Origin of the sequence: Pseudomonas guineae (assembly GCF_900113745.1) — a bacterium.
GTDB lineage: Bacteria > Pseudomonadota > Gammaproteobacteria > Pseudomonadales > Pseudomonadaceae > Aquipseudomonas > Aquipseudomonas guineae.
In genome coordinates this window covers 64088-79766 of sequence record NZ_FOQL01000007.1, presented here as the reverse complement: position 1 = coordinate 79766, position 15679 = coordinate 64088, and the positions used below count along the sequence as shown (strand labels likewise).

Below are 15679 nucleotides of genomic sequence, written 5' to 3'. Positions count from 1 at the left end.
GACCCATGGTTGACTCGGTTGAACTCAATCGTCTTTTTTGGCACAGCCGTCGCGGCATGCTGGAGTTGGATGTGCTGTTGGTGCCGTTCGTCAGGGAGGTATACCCGCACCTCGATGCTGACGACCGTGAGCGTTATCGCAAGCTGCTCGAATGTGAAGATCAGGACATGTTCGGCTGGTTTATGCAGCGCGCTGAGCCGGATGATGCCGATCTCAAGCGCATGGTTCGGATGATTCTGGACCGTGTCCAGCCGAAGTGATGTGTTCGCGTGTCAGTGGCAGCCTTCGCGTTTGCTGCTGGTGGGCTATGCGCTGATCCAAGGGCTGGCGCTACTCAGCGTGGTGTTTGTCGACATTCCCTTATGGGCGCGTGCGCTGGGTGTGCTGTTCTGTCTGGTGCATGCCGCCTGGGTGGTGCCGCGCCACCTGTTGCTGACGCAGCCATCTGCTTATCGGGCGTTGCGTTGTGCGGCTGATGGCTGGCTGGTGTACTGCGATGCGCAGGGCTGGCAGTCCATCGAGTTGCACCCCGATAGCCTGGCGCTGCCGTGGGTTGTGCTGTTGCGCTTTCGCCTGGCCGGGCAGCGGCGCGTGCATTCATTGTGTGTTGCCCGCGACAGCTTGCCCCGCGACCAGCACCGGCGCTTACGCGTGCGTCTAAAATTCAGTCGCCATAGGTGGGTGGCAGCAAAATAGTGTCCTTGGCTTCGGCCAACTGCTGCGGGTAGTCCAAGGTGTAGTGCAGGCCGCGGCTTTCGTGGCGCAGCATAGCGGAACGGATCATCAGCTCGGCAACCTGCGCCAGGTTGCGCAGCTCGATCAGGTCGCGACTGACCTTGTAGTTGCTGTAGAACTCGTCAATCTCATCCAGCAGCAGGCGCACCCGGTGTTCGGCGCGCTGCAGGCGCTTGTTGGTGCGTACGATGCCGACGTAGTCCCACATAAAACGCCGTAGTTCGTCCCAGTTGTGCGCAATGATCACGTCTTCGTCCGAGTCAGTGACCTGGCTGGCATCCCAGCTGGGCAGCGCTGTGGAAAGTTGCACCTGATCCAGCTTGCGGACGATATCGGCCGCCGCCGAGCGCGCGTAGACGAAGCATTCCAGCAGTGAGTTGCTGGCCATGCGGTTGGCCCCGTGCAGGCCAGTAAAACTGGTTTCGCCAATAGCGTATAGGCCTGGTACGTCGGTATGACCGTCTTGATCGACCACTACACCGCCGCAGGTGTAATGCGCAGCCGGCACCACCGGAATAGGCTCTTTAGTGATGTCGATGCCGAAATCCAGGCAGCGCTCATACACAGTTGGGAAGTGCGATTTCACAAAGTCAGCCGGTTTATGGCTGATGTCGAGGAATACGCAGTCAATACCCAGGCGTTTCATCTCGTGGTCGATGGCGCGGGCGACTATATCCCGCGGAGCCAACTCGGCGCGGTCATCGAAGCGCGGCATAAAGCGCTCGCCGTTGGGCAGTTTGAGTAATGCACCTTCACCGCGCAACGCCTCGGTGACCAGAAAGCTTTTGGCTTTGGGGTGATAGAGGCAGGTCGGGTGGAATTGGTTAAATTCCAGATTGCCGACCCGGCAACCGGCGCGCCAGGCCATGGCAATGCCGTCACCGCAGGCACCATCCGGGTTGCTGGTGTAAAGGTAAACCTTGGCCGCACCGCCGGTGGCGAGAATCACAAAGCGCGCACTAAAGGTGTCCACCTCACCGCTGGCGCGGTTGAGCACGTAAGCGCCCAGGCAGCGCTGTCCATCCAGGCCAAGTTTGCGTTCGGTGATCAGGTCGACGGCGACGCGCTGCTCCAGCAGTTCAACATTGCTGCGCTGTCTGGTTTGTTCGAGCAAGGTGTTGAAAATGGCTGCGCCGGTAGCATCGGCGGCGTGAATGATGCGTCTATGGCTGTGGCCGCCTTCGCGCGTTAAGTGGAATTCGAAACCGCCATCTTCGCGAGCCGTCTGGTCGTCACGGGTGAAGGGAACACCCTGATCAATCAGCCACTGGATGGCTTCTCGGCTGTGCTCGACGGTAAAGCGCACAGCATCTTCGCGGCACAGGCCGCCGCCGGCGTTGAGAGTGTCCTCGACATGCGACTCGATTGTGTCAGTGTCGTCCAACACCGCTGCCACGCCGCCTTGTGCCCAGTAAGTGGAACCATTGGACAGGTTGCCCTTGCTTAGCACGGCAACGCGCAGGTGCGCGGGCAGCGTCAGGGCCAGAGTCAGGCCGGCTGCGCCGCTACCGATAACTAGAACGTCATGTTGGTAATGTTGGCTCATGTTCGAATTCCGCGAAAAGCGGCCCCTAGTATATAGAGGGGGTGGGCTGCACAATAGCCGGCTTATGACCTACTGCGTTACTCGGGAACTTTTTAAGTGCTTCGGGTTCCATAGCCGGTTATTTGTGTAGTAATTCGCCTGTGTCAGGCAGTTTTACAGTGGGCTTGCAGTTTTGCATGGCCTGCGGGTGATCCAGACTAAAAGTGCAGCCTCGGAGTCCCTTTGCTGCGCTATTCCGTGCAGGGCTTTTAAGTGAACTGCAGGAAGCTTGTTTGAAGGAGAGAACTTTTGCGCAATACCCAAGTCTACTTTGGCAGACCGGTTAACAGGTTGGCTTGCGCTCCTTCAAACCTAATGAGGAGTTTTCATGCTAACCCAGGAAGATGATCAGCAGCTGGTCGAGCGCGTACAGCGCGGCGACAAGCGTGCATTTGATCTATTGGTACTAAAGTACCAGCACAAGATTCTCGGGTTGATCGTGCGGTTCGTGCATGACACCCATGAGGCGCAGGATGTGGCGCAGGAAGCCTTCATCAAGGCGTACCGGGCGTTGGGTAATTTTCGCGGTGACAGTGCGTTTTATACCTGGCTGTACCGCATTGCCATCAACACAGCGAAGAACCATTTGGTTTCGCGTGGCAGACGGCCGCCAGACAGTGACGTGAGTGCTGAAGATGCTGAGTTCTACGATGGAGATCACGCCCTCAAGAACATCGAGTCGCCTGAGCGCGTTTTGTTGCGTGACGAAATTGAGGCCACGGTGCATCGCAGTATTGAGCAATTGCCAGAAGATTTACGCACAGCACTAACCTTGCGTGAATTTGATGGTCTGAGTTACGAAGACATTGCCAGCGTCATGCAGTGTCCAGTCGGTACCGTGCGTTCGCGAATTTTCCGAGCGCGTGAGGCCATTGATCGATCCCTGCAGCCTTTGTTGCAGGAAACCTAAGGCAGCGGCGTCAGCCACGAGAGGAACCGCCATGAGTCGTGAAACCCTACAGGAATCGCTGTCCGCGGTGATGGATAACCAAGCGGATGAACTTGAATTAAGGCGAGTGCTGGCGGCCAGTGACGACCCTGAAATGCGCGCCACCTGGTCGCGTTACCAGATTGCGCGTGCAGTCATGCACAAAGAATTGCTTGTGCCGCGCTTGGACATTGCTGCCGCCGTATCTGCAGCGTTGGCTGATGATGCGGCTCCCGCTGTGCAGCAAGCGCAGCGTGGTCCTTGGCGCACAATAGGCCGTTTGGCGGTTGCTGCTTCGGTTACCGTGGCCGTGCTGGCCGGCGTGCGTCTTTACAACCAAGACGACATCACCGGTACCCAGTTGGCACAGCAGGCCATTCAGCCGATGCTGAGCACGCCTCAGGCCAGTGGTCAGGCCATGTTGGCAGGCTTCAATAGCAGCGAAGAAGCCGTTGGCCCAGCGGTTAGCGCCGTAGGTCAGGGTCAGCCTGGCTGGCATGAGCAGCGCCTACCGGCTTATTTGCGCCAGCATGCGCAGCAAGCGGCCATGAGCACCAGTGAAGGTGCGCTGCCTTATGCTCGCGCAGCCAGTCTGGAAACCCGTTAAGGGGTCATCGTTAAGGAGTCGCATGCGCTTTATTCCTTTTAGCGCCCTATTATTGGGTAGTTGCTTGGCACTGCCTGCAGTGGCTGATGAGGGGCAGGCTTTGCTACAGCGTTTGGCAAATGCCGAGCGCACGCAGAGCTTTCAGGGCACCTTTGTCTACGAGCGCAATGGCAGTTTTTCGACGCACAGCATCTGGCACCTAGTTGAAGAGGACGGAGCGCTGCGTGAGCGCCTGCTACAGCTCGATGGTTCTGCCCAAGAAGTCGTGCGTCTCGACGGTAAGGTGCAATGCGCCAGCGGCGCATTAGCTGATCAGTTGATTGACAGCCAGCTGTGGCCGGCCAGGGAGCTAAATGCCGAGCAATTGAGCGAGTGGTATGAGTTACGCGTGCTTGGTAAATCTCGGGTGGCGGGGCGTGCTACCCGTGTATTGGCACTGGTGCCGCGGGATCAGCATCGTTATGCCATTGAGCTGCACCTCGACCAACAAACCGGCTTGCCGTTGAAATCCTTGTTGATTAATGACAAAGGCCAGTTACTCGAGCGTTTTCAGTTCACCCAATTGCAAACCGAGGCGCCCGCAGTCGTCAATCTAGAGCCGGGAGTCGGCTGCCGGCCGGTGCGCCTGTCACCTGAGCGGGCTGAGACTGCCGAGGCATGGCATTCAGATTGGTTGCCACCAGGTTTTAGTTTGAGCTCGGTGACTCAGCGTCGCAGCCCCGCATCGGATGAGCCGGTCGCCTGTCAAGTGTATGACGATGGCTTGGCGCGCTTCTCTGTCTTTATGGAGCCGCTGCGAGGCCTGGCAGCGGAAGACCTGCGCACTCAATTAGGGCCTACTGTGGTCGTTTCACGCAGGCTAAAGACTGGCGATGGTGACGTTATGGTCACTGTGGTGGGCGAGATACCTTTGGGTACCGCTGAGCGTGTAGCCTTATCGATGCGCGCGGTCGCTGAGGTCGCCCAGTGATTGAGGAACAGGGCCGAGTGGTGGCTGTCGAGCCAGGTGCTGTGTGGGTCGAAACCCTGCGTAAAAGCACCTGCTCCAGCTGTTCGGTCAAAGCCGGTTGCGGCCAAGGCTTACTTGACCAGCTTGGGGCAAGCGGACGCCGTGGTTATGTGCGAGCGCTGTCGAGTCTGCAGCTGGCTGTTGGTGATGGGGTCATCATCGGTGTGCGCGAGGATTTACTGGTACGTGGCTCGCTGTTGGTTTATTTGCTGCCGTTGCTCGGGCTCTTTTCAGTCGCCATTTTGGCTGAGCAACTGGGGTTGAGTGAGCCCTGGGTGATACTCAGCGCGTTATTTGGTTTTCTGTTTGCCTGCTGCGCCGTGCGCTGGCGCAGCCGTTTTACGGCCGGTGACCCGGCGCTACAACCCGTGGTGTTGCGTGCATTGCTTGCGGGCACCGCGACAGCGTTTTAAGACTTTTGCTGACCTGATGGGGAGTTGTATGTCTAAGCTTGGTCTGAGATCTACCTTTACTACGTTGTGTGCCATGTTGCTGATGGGGCAAGCGTTGCTTGCTCAGGCAAGTCTGCCGGATTTCACCGAGCTGGTTGAGCAAGCGTCGCCGGCGGTGGTTAATATCAGTACCCGGCAGAAGTTGCCGGATCGCGCAGCGGCCGGCGCGGGTCAGCTTAACGTGCCTGACTTGGAAGGCCTGCCGCCGATGTTTCGCGAGTTTTTCGAGCGTAATATTCCGCAAATGCCGCGTACGCCCGGTGGTGGTCGTCAGCGTGAGGCGCAGTCGCTGGGTTCGGGCTTTATCATTTCCGCCGATGGCTATGTACTGACCAACAACCACGTGATTGCCGATGCCGATGAAATAATTGTGCGTCTGGCGGATCGCAGTGAATTAGAAGCCAAGCTGATTGGTACTGATCCGCGCAGCGACGTGGCGTTACTTAAGATTGAGGCCACTGGCCTACCAATCGTCAAGTTGGGCAAGTCGGAAGAGTTGAAAGTCGGCGAGTGGGTCTTGGCAATTGGTTCACCATTCGGCTTCGATCACTCGGTCACCGCCGGTATTGTCAGCGCCAAAGGCCGTAGCCTGCCGAATGAGAGCTATGTGCCGTTCATTCAGACTGACGTGGCGATCAACCCAGGTAACTCGGGTGGCCCGCTGTTCAACCTGGCCGGCGAAGTGGTCGGTATCAACTCTCAGATTTTCACCCGTTCCGGCGGTTTTATGGGTTTGTCGTTTGCCATCCCAATGAGTGTGGCCATGGACGTGGCGGATCAGCTCAAGGCGGAGGGTAAGGTCAGTCGAGGTTGGCTGGGTGTGGTGATTCAGGAGGTGAATAAGGACCTGGCCGAGTCGTTTGGCCTGGATAAGCCGGCCGGTGCGCTGGTCGCTCAGGTTCTAGAGGACGGGCCGGCTGCTAAAGGCGGTTTGCAGGTGGGTGATGTAATTCTCAGTCTGGATGGTAAGCCGATCATTATGTCGGCTGATCTGCCGCATCTGGTCGGAGCTCTCAAGCCGGGCGCTCGCGCCGAGCTGGACGTGGTGCGCGATGGCGCACGTAAGAAATTAAAGTTGACCATCGGTGCGCTACCGGAAGATGGCGAAACCTTGGCGGGTAACGCGGCCCCAGGTGTCGAGCGCAGCAGCAACCGTCTTGGGGTCAAGGTGGTTGAGTTGAGCGCTGAGCAGAAGAAGAGCCTCGACCTCAAAGGGGGTGTGGTGATTTCCGAAGTGCAGGAAGGGCCCGCGGCGCTGATTGGCTTGCGCCCGGGCGATGTGATCACTCATTTGAACAATGAGTCGATCAACTCGGCCAAGACCTTTACCGAGGTGGCGCAGGCGCTGCCGAAGAATCGTTCGGTATCGATGCGGGTGCTGCGCCAGGGGCGCGCTAGCTTTATCACCTTTAAGCTAGCCGACTAACGGTAACGACAGAGTAAAAGGGCGACTTCGGTCGCCCTTTTACATACAGCCGCTTTGCGGCCGTGGTGACGTGCAAGGTGGCTTTCGGGTACACTTCGCGGCTATTTTCGGCGGGCAGTCGCCTGCGACCTTTTCGAGTGTTGATCCGTGAGTGATTTGAGTCATATCCGCAATTTCTCCATCATCGCCCACATTGACCACGGCAAGTCGACCCTGGCTGACCGTTTTATCCAGATGTGTGGCGGCCTGGCTGACCGTGAAATGGAAGCCCAAGTACTGGATTCCATGGATCTTGAGCGCGAGCGCGGGATCACCATCAAAGCGCACAGCGTCACCTTGTATTACAAGGCGCGTGACGGCATTACCTATCAGCTGAATTTTATTGATACGCCAGGTCACGTCGACTTCACCTACGAGGTCAGCCGTTCCTTGGCGGCCTGTGAAGGCGCGCTGCTGGTGGTGGATGCCGGGCAGGGCGTAGAAGCGCAGTCGGTTGCCAATTGCTACACCGCCATTGAGCAGGGCCTTGAGGTCATGCCAGTGCTGAATAAGATCGACTTACCTCAGGCCGACCCAGACCGGGTTAAGGACGAAATCGAGAAGATCATCGGTATTGATGCCACCGATGCAGTGGCCTGCAGCGCCAAGACCGGTTTGGGTGTCGATGAGGTGCTTGAGCGCCTGGTGCAGACCATTCCTGCGCCGACCGGCAATATTGAAGACCCGCTGCAAGCGCTGATCATCGACTCCTGGTTCGACAACTATCTGGGCGTCGTGTCCCTGGTACGTGTACGCCATGGTCGGATTAAGAAAGGTGACAAGGTGCTGGTGAAATCCACCGGTAAGATTCACTTGGTCGACAGCGTTGGTGTGTTTAACCCAAAGCATACCGCCACCGTTGATCTAAAAGCGGGCGAAGTGGGCTTTATCATCGCCGGCATCAAGGATATTCATGGCGCGCCCGTGGGCGACACCCTGACCTTGAGTTCGACGCCGGATGTTGATGTGCTGCCGGGCTTCAAACGCATCCAGCCGCAGGTTTACGCCGGCCTGTTCCCGGTTAGCTCAGATGACTTCGAAGACTTCCGCGAAGCCCTGCAAAAGCTCACGCTGAACGACTCATCCTTGCAGTACACCCCGGAGAGCTCGGATGCCCTAGGCTTTGGCTTTCGTTGTGGCTTCCTCGGCATGCTGCACATGGAGATCATTCAGGAGCGCCTGGAGCGCGAGTACGACCTGGACCTGATCACCACCGCGCCAACGGTGATTTTCGAACTGCTGCTCAAGACCGGCGAGACGATCTACGTCGATAACCCGTCAAAACTGCCGGATCTGTCGGCCATCGAAGACATGCGCGAGCCGATTGTGCGCGCCAATATTCTCGTGCCGCAGGAGCATCTGGGTAACGTCATTACCCTATGCATCGAAAAGCGTGGCGTGCAGCATGACATGCTGTTCCTCGGCTCCCAGGTGCAGGTCACTTACGACCTGCCGATGAACGAAGTGGTGTTGGACTTCTTCGACCGCCTGAAGTCAACCAGCCGCGGTTATGCCTCGCTGGATTATCACTTCGACCGTTACCAGTCGGCCAACCTGGTCAAGCTGGATGTGCTGATCAATGCTGAGAAGGTCGATGCCCTGGCGTTGATCGTGCACCGTGACAACGCTCACTACAAAGGCCGGGCGCTGACCGAGAAGATGAAAGAACTGATTCCTCGGCAGATGTTCGATGTCGCCATTCAGGCGGCCATTGGCGGGCAGATTGTGGCGCGCACTACCGTCAAGGCGCTGCGCAAGAACGTATTGGCCAAATGCTACGGCGGTGACGTTAGCCGTAAACGCAAACTGCTAGAAAAGCAGAAGGCCGGTAAGAAACGCATGAAGCAGGTCGGTAATGTGGAAATTCCACAGGAAGCCTTCCTCGCTGTGCTCAGGTTGGATAGTTAAGGTCCTATGTCGATCAATTTCCCGTTACTGCTGGTTATCGCTGTCGCCGTCTGTGGCGTGTTGGCGTTGTTCGACCTGATCTTTCTGGCCCCGCGCCGGCGAGCAGCCATTGCCACCTACCAAGGTCAGGTCAGTGAACCTGATGAGTTAGTGGTGGCACGCTTGAATAAAGAGCCGCTGCTAATGGAGTACGGTAAATCGTTCTTCCCGGTACTGGCGATCGTGCTGGTGTTGCGTTCGTTTCTGGTCGAGCCCTTCCAGATTCCATCCGGCTCGATGAAGCCGACGCTGGAAGTGGGCGATTTTATCTTGGTCAACAAATTCGCCTACGGCATTCGCTTGCCTGTGCTCGACACTAAGGTGATTGAGGTGGGTGATCCGCAGCGTGGGGATGTGATGGTGTTTCGCTACCCCAGCGATCCGAACATCAACTACATCAAGCGCGTAGTGGGCCTGGCCGGCGATCGTATTGCCTACAGCAGTGACAAGCGTCTGACCATTAATGGCGAGTCTGTGGCTCAGCAGTTGATTGGCGATGAGCCCGGCAGCCTGGGCAGCGCGACACTGTATAACGAGAAGCTCGGCGAAGCAGAGCATCAGATCCGTAAGGAAATGCGCCGCTATCGTATTGAGCCTGGTCGCGAGTGGGTGGTGCCGCAAGGGCATTACTTCATGATGGGTGACAACCGCGACAACTCCAATGACAGTCGTTACTGGAATGATCCGGCCATCCCCAAGCCACTGTTGGGCATGGTTCCGGACCAAAATATCGTCGGCAAAGCCTTCGCGATCTGGATGAGCTGGCCGGACCCGAAGTCGCGCAACTTGCCAAATTTTTCTCGCGTAGGTCTGATCCACTGACCTGCTGACGAATTTGCGACGCTGTTAAACGCAGCGTCGCAGGCTATATATAGTCTTGCCTCCAGCGGTAACGGCTTTTACAACACTCGATTTTGGGGACAAATATGAAATCTGCGCATTCGCAAAAAGGAATGTCGATTCTCAGTTGGCTGATGGTGCTTGCGGTTGTCGCCTTTTTGGCCAGTGCGACGTTCAAGGTATTGCCACATTACTTCGACAACATGGCACTGGAAAAAATGATTACCTCGGTCGAAACCGATAAAGCCGTCGATGTGCGTAGCGTTAGCGATTTCTACAGCCATATCAGCAAAGGTATGCAGGTCAACAGCATCCGCGATTTGGATATGCAGGACGCATTGAAAATTAAAGTGGAAAACAACGAGTTTCGGGTACACCTGAAATACGAGAAGCGTGAGCCGTTGATCGAGAATATCGATCTGGTAGTGCGTTTCGATAAAGAATTCCGCGTGCGTATGCCGTGAGCGCGTCGTTAGCTCGCCTCGAGCGGCAGCTCGGATATACCTTCAAGGACCAGGAGTTGATGATCCTGGCGTTGACCCACCGCAGCTTCGCTGGACGCAATAACGAGCGTCTGGAGTTTCTCGGGGATGCAATCCTCAATTTTGTTGCCGGCGAAGCGTTATTTCAGCGCTTTCCATTGGCCCGTGAAGGGCAATTGTCACGCCTGCGTGCGCGCTTGGTTAAGGGTGAAACGCTGGCAATAATGGCGCGCGGTTTTGACCTGGGTGAGTACTTGCGCTTGGGGTCGGGCGAATTGAAAAGCGGTGGCTTTCGCCGTGAGTCGATTCTGGCTGATGCCCTGGAAGCGCTTATCGGCGCTATCTACCTGGACGCCGGAATGGACGCTGCCCGTGAGCGAGTGTTGGCCTGGCTGACCAGCGAATTTGACAGCCTAACCCTAGTCGACACCAATAAAGACCCGAAAACCCGCCTGCAGGAATTTTTGCAATCGCGCGGTTGTGAGCTGCCACGCTACGAGGTGGCAGATATCCAAGGCGAGCCACACTGTCGGTCGTTCGTGGTCGAATGTCAGATTACCTTACTGAATGATAAAACCCTGGGGCAGGGTGCTAGCCGGCGTATTGCCGAACAGGTGGCAGCCGCTGCTGCGCTGATCGCCCTGGGTGTGGAGAATGGCAATGACTGATTTACCTGTTACACGCTGTGGCTATGTCGCCATCGTCGGCCGGCCCAACGTGGGTAAGTCGACGTTGCTTAACCATATTCTCGGGCAGAAGCTCGCGATCACTTCGCGAAAGCCACAGACCACGCGGCACAACATGCTCGGTATTAAGACCGAAGGTGAGGTGCAGGCCATCTATGTCGATACACCTGGTCTGCACAAAAATAACGAGAAAGCGCTCAATCGCTATATGAATAGGAATGCGTCATCGGCACTGAAAGATGTCGATGTGGTGATCTTCGTGGTTGATCGCACCCGCTGGACCGACGAGGATCAGATGGTCCTAGAGCGTATTCAATACGTCGAGGGCCCGGTGATTTTGGCGATCAATAAGACCGACCGCCTCGAGGATAAGGCAGACCTGATGCCGCATGTGGAGTGGCTTGCCACCCAGTTGCCGAATGCCGAGATCGTGCCGGTATCCGCCCAGCACGGGCATAACCTTGAGACCCTGGAAAAACTGGTGGGCGAGCGTTTGCCCGAAGGCGTGCACTTCTTCCCGGAAGACCAGGTGACCGATCGCTCCAGCCGCTTCTTCGCTGCCGAACTGGTGCGTGAGAAAGTCATGCGTCAGCTGGGTGCCGAACTGCCGTACCAGATCACTGTAGAAATCGAGGAATTCAAGCGTGACGGGCGCATTCTGCATATCCATGCGTTGATTCTGGTCGAGCGTGACGGACAGAAGAAGATCATCATTGGCGACAAAGGCGATCGTATCAAACGCATCGGTCAAGAAGCCCGTAAAGACATGGAAGTGATGTTCGATTCCAAGGTCATGCTGAACCTGTGGGTCAAGGTCAAAAGTGGCTGGTCAGACGATGAGCGTGCCATGCGTTCGCTGGGCTACGATAATATTTGATGCGTCTGCGGGGGCACTCTCGCGCCCGCTATTTTGAGTAAGCCCTGATGCTTGCCTCTAGCCAGCCCGCTTATGTGCTGCACAGCCGTGCTTACCGCGAAAGCAGTGCGCTAGTGGATTTTCTTACCCCGCAAGGTCGGCTGCGTGCGGTATTGCGGGGGGCGCGGGGTAAGGCGGGCAGCCTGGCTCGGCCGTTTATCCCGCTTGAGGCCGAGTTTCGTGGGCGCGGCGAGCTGAAAAACGTTGGCCGTCTTGATCCTGCAGGTATCCCCAATCTGCTGGTTGGTGAGGCACTGTTCAGTGGCATCTACCTCAATGAGCTGCTGATCCGCTTACTCCCCGCTGAAGTCCCCCACCCTGCAGTCTTCGAACACTACGCCATGACAGTCTTGGCCCTGGCCGAGGGCCGTGCCTTGGAACCGTTGCTGCGTTCTTTTGAGTGGCGTTTGCTGGATGAGCTGGGCTATGGTTTTGCCCTTAATCTGGACAGCGAAGGACATCCCATCGCGCAAGCCGGCCTGTACCGGCTACAGACCGAAACTGGGCTGGTCCCCGTTGGGCATTTGCAGCCTGGGGTTTTTCATGGGGTAGAGTTGCTGGCCATGGCCGAGGCCGATTGGACCATTCCAGGTGCCCTGGCTGCGGCTAAGCGCCTGATGCGTCAGGCCCTGGCCCCCCATTTAGGCGGACGACCGCTGGTCAGCCGCGAACTTTTTATGACGCTCAAGGAGCCAAGCCGTGACTGATGCTAATCGTATTCTGCTGGGTGTGAACATTGATCATGTGGCCACCCTGCGCCAGGCCCGTGGCACCCGCTACCCAGACCCGGTTAAGGCCGCGCTGGACGCTGAAGAGGCTGGGGCTGATGGTATTACCGTGCACCTGCGCGAAGACCGTCGGCACATCCAAGAACGTGATGTGCGCCTGCTCAAGGAGGTTATGCAGACGCGCATGAACTTCGAGATGGGCGTCACCGAGGAAATGCTCGTATTTGCCGAAAGCATTCGTCCCGAGCATGTTTGCCTGGTGCCGGAAACTCGCCAGGAGTTGACCACTGAAGGCGGCCTCGACGTCGCTGGCCAGGAAGCGAGGATTCGTGCAGCTGTTGAGCGCTTAAGTAAGATTGGCTGTGAAGTGTCACTGTTTATCGACCCGGAGCCGCAGCAGATTGAAGCCTCCAAGCGTGTCGGCGCCCCTGCCATTGAGCTGCATACTGGTCGCTATGCCGATGCTCATACGCCTCAAGAGGCGGCGCGCGAGCTGGCGCGGATTCGTGACGGTGTGGCCTGCGGTTTGGCCCATGGCTTGATCGTCAATGCCGGCCACGGCCTGCATTACCACAACGTCGAACCGGTGGCGGCGATTGCCGGGATCAACGAGCTGAATATCGGCCACGCGCTGGTGGCGCATGCGCTGTTTGTTGGCTTCAAGCAGGCGGTGGTGGAAATGAAACAACTGATCACCTCAGCGGCTAACCGCGGCTAGTCGGGGGGATTTGTAGGATGGGTTGAGCCCGTAGGGTGGATGATGCTGTTTTCATCCACCAGAGCGGTGGATGGGTAGAGCGCCATCCACCCTACATCAGGGCTTGCGGGCGATCAGCACCGCGCGGCTCGGCGCCGGCAACCCTTCGAGGGTACGGCTGTGGTCGGCTGGGTCGAGGAACTCGGGCAACGACTGAAAACGCATCCACTCGGTTGAACGCTGCTCCTCCACGCTGGTGGTGCTGACATCCACGCAGCGCACATCCACGAAGCCGGCGCGGCGCAGCCACAGTTCCAGCGCGGGCACTGAGGGCAGGAACCAGACATTGCGCATCTGCGCGTAGCGGTCCTCGGGCACCAGTACCTGCTGAGCATCGCCTTCCACTACCAAGGTTTCCAGCACCAACTCACCGTCTTTGACCAGACAATCCTTGAGATCGATCAAATGATCGATGGGGGAGCGGCGGTGATAGAGCACGCCCATGGAAAACACCGTGTCGAAGCCTTGCAGTTTGCGGGGTAACTCTTCAAAGGCCAGCGGCAGGTGCCAAACAGGCAGATCGGGCAGGTAGTTCTTCATCGCCAGGAACTGGCAGAGGAATAGCCAGTTAGGGTCGATGCCCACCACGCTGTCCGCGCCGGCCCCAAGCATGCGCCACATGTAATAGCCGTTGCCGCAGCCGACATCCAGTACGCGTTTGCCCTTCAGATCCAGATAGGGGGCCACCCGCTGCCACTTCCAGTCTGAGCGCCATTCGGTGTCGACGTGGACGTCAAACAGATGAAATGGTCCTTTGCGCCAGGGGATCAGGCCCTGCAACGCAGTTTTCAGTGTAGCGCGCATCGGTTCATCGTAGCGGCCGTTGAAGCTGAAGTTGTGCAGCAACTCCAGTTGTTCAACCTTCAGTTCAGGCAACGCTTGCACCGCGCCATACCAGCGCGCGAGATCACCGTGACCGATTGCCAGTTTTGCATCGATCTGGCCAGGCAAGCCGGCGGACCAGTCCTGCAGTGGAGTGCCGGCAAGTGCAGCTTGCAGGGCGTCGAGGTCGAGGCGGCTGATCATGGCAGGGCTATCAAAGAGGCGAAGTTAAGGCACTGGAACCACGGCACCACCTGGCTGAAACCAGCGGCTAGAAGGCGTTCGCGGTGTTGCTCCAGGCTGTCGGGGAGCATGACTTTCTCGATGGCGCTGCGCTTCTGCGCAATCTCCAGCTCGCTGTAGCCGTTGGCGCGTTTGAAGGCGATGTGCAGGTCGGCGAGCAAGGCGTGTTGCTCGGCGTCCTCGAATTGCAGTTTTTCCGAGAGGATCAGTGCCCCGCCAGGCAGCAGGGCTCGGCGAATACGTGTGAGCAATTCGAGGCGTTGTTCTGGCTGAATAAATTGCAGAGTGAAGTTCAGTGCCACCAACGAAGTTGGCTGGAAGTCGAGGCTGAGAATATCGGCTTCGATCACCTCCACCGGCAATAACTCTTGGAACATCGAGTCCTGCGCATGCAGATATTCGCGGCAGCGCTCGACCATGGCGCTGGAGTTGTCCACGGCGATCACCCTGCAATTTGCAATCTGCACATGCCGGCGCAGCGCTTGGGTCACCGCCCCCAAAGAACTGCCGAGGTCATACAGCACGCTGTGTGGCTTGGCGAACTGGCCGGCTAATACGCCTATGTTCTCGACAATAGTCGGGTAACCCGGCACTGAGCGTTTGATCATGTCGGGGAAGACCCTCACCACATCTTCGTTGAACACGAAGTCCGGCACTTGGGCCAGGGGTTGGGCGAAAAGGCGATCGGGCTGTTTGCTCACGTTGGCTACGCATTGGTCGATAAAGCCGGACATTTTAGCCAAGTACAGGGCATAGCTAAACGTTGATTGTGGCTATTGGTCGCAAATCAACGCGATGCACCGCTCGCGCCACCGTGCATTCGCGCCTCAAGGCCTGTTCTATTCGGCGCTGATCGTGCATTCAAAGCGCTGGGCGGGCACCACGCCCACTTCCCAAGGACGTTCATAGCTCAAGGCCAGTTGGCCTTCGCCTGCTTTGGCCACCCGGAAACGCCAGGTAGAAACTCCGGCGCTGCCCACTAAACCAGCGTCTTCAGGGTTGCTGTACACCTCTGGGCCGAGACTTTGCAGAACCTGCGGGGCGGAATCGCGTAACAGCCAACGAAAGCCAGTGGTGGGGTTGCTCGGTAACCTCAGAATAAATTGTTGTCCTACCTGCAGCGATAGCGGGCATTTGTTCTGCTGTTTCTGCTCAAGGGTCACGCTGCTGGGCGTTTGTGCGCAAGCGGTAAGCAGGGCAAGGCTGAACGCTGCTGTCAGGCGGGGAACAAGCATGGTGAGCTCCTGGCGAAAGTCGAGGCTGCCAGCATAGCCGTTCCAGCTGCCTGCGCAAATCAGCCCCCAGTGCTTGAGCGCCGCCAGTGGCAGGCATAAGCGTTGGGCGAATTTGTCGATCAAGGGTGTGAGCAGGGCAAAGTATTCAGGGGGTGCTAGGTGCACTTCACCGTTATTAAACAAGTGATGCTTAGGCGCTGGAGCTCATCGGCCCTTAAGGTGTGCAAGGCAGGCGGTGGATT

Annotated in this window: 18 protein-coding genes; 14 read left to right on the top strand and 4 right to left on the bottom strand. The window is 57.6% G+C overall.

Annotated elements, in window-relative coordinates; translation table 11 throughout:
- The first annotated feature begins 5 nt into the window (after nt 1-5).
- Both BMZ32_RS18865 and BMZ32_RS18860 read left to right on the top strand, forming a co-directional pair.
- Nucleotides 6-260: an FAD assembly factor SdhE gene (locus BMZ32_RS18865; protein WP_090244961.1), complete on the top strand. Its 255-nt coding sequence runs from the start codon at nt 6-8 to the stop codon at nt 258-260.
- Nucleotides 244-696 carry a protein YgfX gene (locus tag BMZ32_RS18860; protein WP_090244958.1) on the top strand — a complete coding sequence of 151 codons (453 nt, stop codon included), beginning with the start codon at nt 244-246 and terminating at the stop codon, nt 694-696. Before BMZ32_RS18865 ends, BMZ32_RS18860 begins: the two co-directional genes overlap by 17 nt.
- Here BMZ32_RS18860 and nadB read toward each other — a convergent pair.
- Nucleotides 665-2281, bottom strand: coding sequence for an L-aspartate oxidase (gene nadB, locus BMZ32_RS18855; protein ID WP_090244957.1), 1617 nt, complete (start codon nt 2279-2281; stop codon nt 665-667). The two genes, BMZ32_RS18860 and nadB, sit on opposite strands and share 32 nt — an antisense overlap.
- A gap of 367 nt (nt 2282-2648) precedes the next feature.
- Between nadB and rpoE the strand changes: the two genes are divergently transcribed.
- The 12 genes from rpoE to pdxJ all read left to right on the top strand — a co-directional run bounded on the left by rpoE (nt 2649) and on the right by pdxJ (nt 13098).
- Nucleotides 2649-3230 carry an RNA polymerase sigma factor RpoE/AlgU gene (rpoE, locus tag BMZ32_RS18850; RefSeq protein ID WP_090244955.1) on the top strand — a complete coding sequence of 194 codons (582 nt, stop codon included), beginning with the start codon at nt 2649-2651 and terminating at the stop codon, nt 3228-3230.
- 31 nt (nt 3231-3261) lie between these two features.
- A complete protein-coding gene (locus BMZ32_RS18845; protein ID WP_090244954.1) occupies nt 3262-3855 on the top strand; it encodes a sigma-E factor negative regulatory protein in 594 nt (197 codons plus the stop codon).
- A gap of 22 nt (nt 3856-3877) precedes the next feature.
- On the top strand, nt 3878-4825 hold the full coding sequence (locus tag BMZ32_RS18840) for a MucB/RseB C-terminal domain-containing protein (RefSeq protein ID WP_090244952.1): 948 nt from the start codon (nt 3878-3880) through the stop codon (nt 4823-4825).
- Complete coding sequence (locus BMZ32_RS18835; protein WP_090244949.1) at nt 4822-5277, top strand: SoxR reducing system RseC family protein; 456 nt, start codon at nt 4822-4824, stop codon at nt 5275-5277. The genes BMZ32_RS18840 and BMZ32_RS18835 overlap by 4 nt, the downstream gene beginning before the upstream one ends.
- Before the next feature lie 73 nt (nt 5278-5350).
- Nucleotides 5351-6742: a DegQ family serine endoprotease gene (locus BMZ32_RS18830; RefSeq protein ID WP_425272889.1), complete on the top strand. Its 1392-nt coding sequence runs from the start codon at nt 5351-5353 to the stop codon at nt 6740-6742.
- 147 nt (nt 6743-6889) lie between these two features.
- A complete protein-coding gene (lepA, locus tag BMZ32_RS18825) occupies nt 6890-8689 on the top strand; it encodes a translation elongation factor 4 (RefSeq protein WP_090244945.1) in 1800 nt (599 codons plus the stop codon).
- A 6-nt stretch (nt 8690-8695) separates the two neighbouring features.
- The gene (gene lepB, locus BMZ32_RS18820; protein ID WP_090244943.1) at nt 8696-9550 is read left to right on the top strand and encodes a signal peptidase I; all 855 of its coding nucleotides are present in this window, start codon (nt 8696-8698) and stop codon (nt 9548-9550) included.
- Between the two features lie 104 nt (nt 9551-9654).
- Complete coding sequence (locus BMZ32_RS18815) at nt 9655-10032, top strand: DUF4845 domain-containing protein (RefSeq protein WP_090244940.1); 378 nt, start codon at nt 9655-9657, stop codon at nt 10030-10032.
- Nucleotides 10029-10718, top strand: coding sequence for a ribonuclease III (rnc, locus tag BMZ32_RS18810; protein ID WP_090244938.1), 690 nt, complete (start codon nt 10029-10031; stop codon nt 10716-10718). The genes BMZ32_RS18815 and rnc overlap by 4 nt, the downstream gene beginning before the upstream one ends.
- A complete protein-coding gene (era, locus tag BMZ32_RS18805) occupies nt 10711-11613 on the top strand; it encodes a GTPase Era (RefSeq protein ID WP_090244935.1) in 903 nt (300 codons plus the stop codon). Before rnc ends, era begins: the two co-directional genes overlap by 8 nt.
- A gap of 47 nt (nt 11614-11660) precedes the next feature.
- Nucleotides 11661-12359, top strand: coding sequence for a DNA repair protein RecO (recO, locus tag BMZ32_RS18800; RefSeq protein ID WP_090244932.1), 699 nt, complete (start codon nt 11661-11663; stop codon nt 12357-12359).
- The gene (gene pdxJ / locus BMZ32_RS18795; RefSeq protein ID WP_090244930.1) at nt 12352-13098 is read left to right on the top strand and encodes a pyridoxine 5'-phosphate synthase; all 747 of its coding nucleotides are present in this window, start codon (nt 12352-12354) and stop codon (nt 13096-13098) included. The genes recO and pdxJ overlap by 8 nt, the downstream gene beginning before the upstream one ends.
- Before the next feature lie 96 nt (nt 13099-13194).
- Here pdxJ and cmoB read toward each other — a convergent pair whose 3' ends face one another.
- The 3 genes from cmoB to BMZ32_RS18780 form a co-directional block, all read right to left on the bottom strand.
- Complete coding sequence (cmoB, locus tag BMZ32_RS18790; RefSeq protein WP_090244928.1) at nt 13195-14163, bottom strand: tRNA 5-methoxyuridine(34)/uridine 5-oxyacetic acid(34) synthase CmoB; 969 nt, start codon at nt 14161-14163, stop codon at nt 13195-13197.
- Entirely contained in the window at nt 14160-14936 is a 777-nt protein-coding gene (cmoA, locus tag BMZ32_RS18785; protein WP_090244925.1) for a carboxy-S-adenosyl-L-methionine synthase CmoA, read from the bottom strand. Before cmoA ends, cmoB begins: the two co-directional genes overlap by 4 nt.
- A gap of 105 nt (nt 14937-15041) precedes the next feature.
- Nucleotides 15042-15437, bottom strand: a complete 396-nt coding sequence (locus tag BMZ32_RS18780) for a protease inhibitor I42 family protein (RefSeq protein ID WP_090245068.1) — start codon at nt 15435-15437, stop codon at nt 15042-15044.
- Nucleotides 15438-15679: the final 242 nt, after the last annotated feature.

Excerpts from the sequence above, each read along its gene's own strand:
- rpoE (WP_090244955.1), top strand. The coding sequence starts at position 2,649 with ATGCTAACCCAGGAAGATGATCAGCAGCTGGTCGAGCGCGTACAGCGC.
- nadB (WP_090244957.1), bottom strand. The coding sequence starts at position 2,281 with ATGAGCCAACATTACCAACATGACGTTCTAGTTATCGGTAGCGGCGCA.
- BMZ32_RS18845 (WP_090244954.1), top strand. The coding sequence starts at position 3,262 with ATGAGTCGTGAAACCCTACAGGAATCGCTGTCCGCGGTGATGGATAAC.
- BMZ32_RS18830 (WP_425272889.1), top strand. The coding sequence starts at position 5,351 with ATGTTGCTGATGGGGCAAGCGTTGCTTGCTCAGGCAAGTCTGCCGGAT.
- BMZ32_RS18865 (WP_090244961.1), top strand. The coding sequence starts at position 6 with ATGGTTGACTCGGTTGAACTCAATCGTCTTTTTTGGCACAGCCGTCGC.
- recO (WP_090244932.1), top strand. The coding sequence starts at position 11,661 with ATGCTTGCCTCTAGCCAGCCCGCTTATGTGCTGCACAGCCGTGCTTAC.
- cmoB (WP_090244928.1), bottom strand. The coding sequence starts at position 14,163 with ATGATCAGCCGCCTCGACCTCGACGCCCTGCAAGCTGCACTTGCCGGC.
- cmoA (WP_090244925.1), bottom strand. The coding sequence starts at position 14,936 with ATGTCCGGCTTTATCGACCAATGCGTAGCCAACGTGAGCAAACAGCCC.
- BMZ32_RS18840 (WP_090244952.1), top strand. The coding sequence starts at position 3,878 with ATGCGCTTTATTCCTTTTAGCGCCCTATTATTGGGTAGTTGCTTGGCA.
- BMZ32_RS18780 (WP_090245068.1), bottom strand. The coding sequence starts at position 15,437 with ATGCTTGTTCCCCGCCTGACAGCAGCGTTCAGCCTTGCCCTGCTTACC.
- era (WP_090244935.1), top strand. The coding sequence starts at position 10,711 with ATGACTGATTTACCTGTTACACGCTGTGGCTATGTCGCCATCGTCGGC.
- lepB (WP_090244943.1), top strand. The coding sequence starts at position 8,696 with ATGTCGATCAATTTCCCGTTACTGCTGGTTATCGCTGTCGCCGTCTGT.
- BMZ32_RS18815 (WP_090244940.1), top strand. The coding sequence starts at position 9,655 with ATGAAATCTGCGCATTCGCAAAAAGGAATGTCGATTCTCAGTTGGCTG.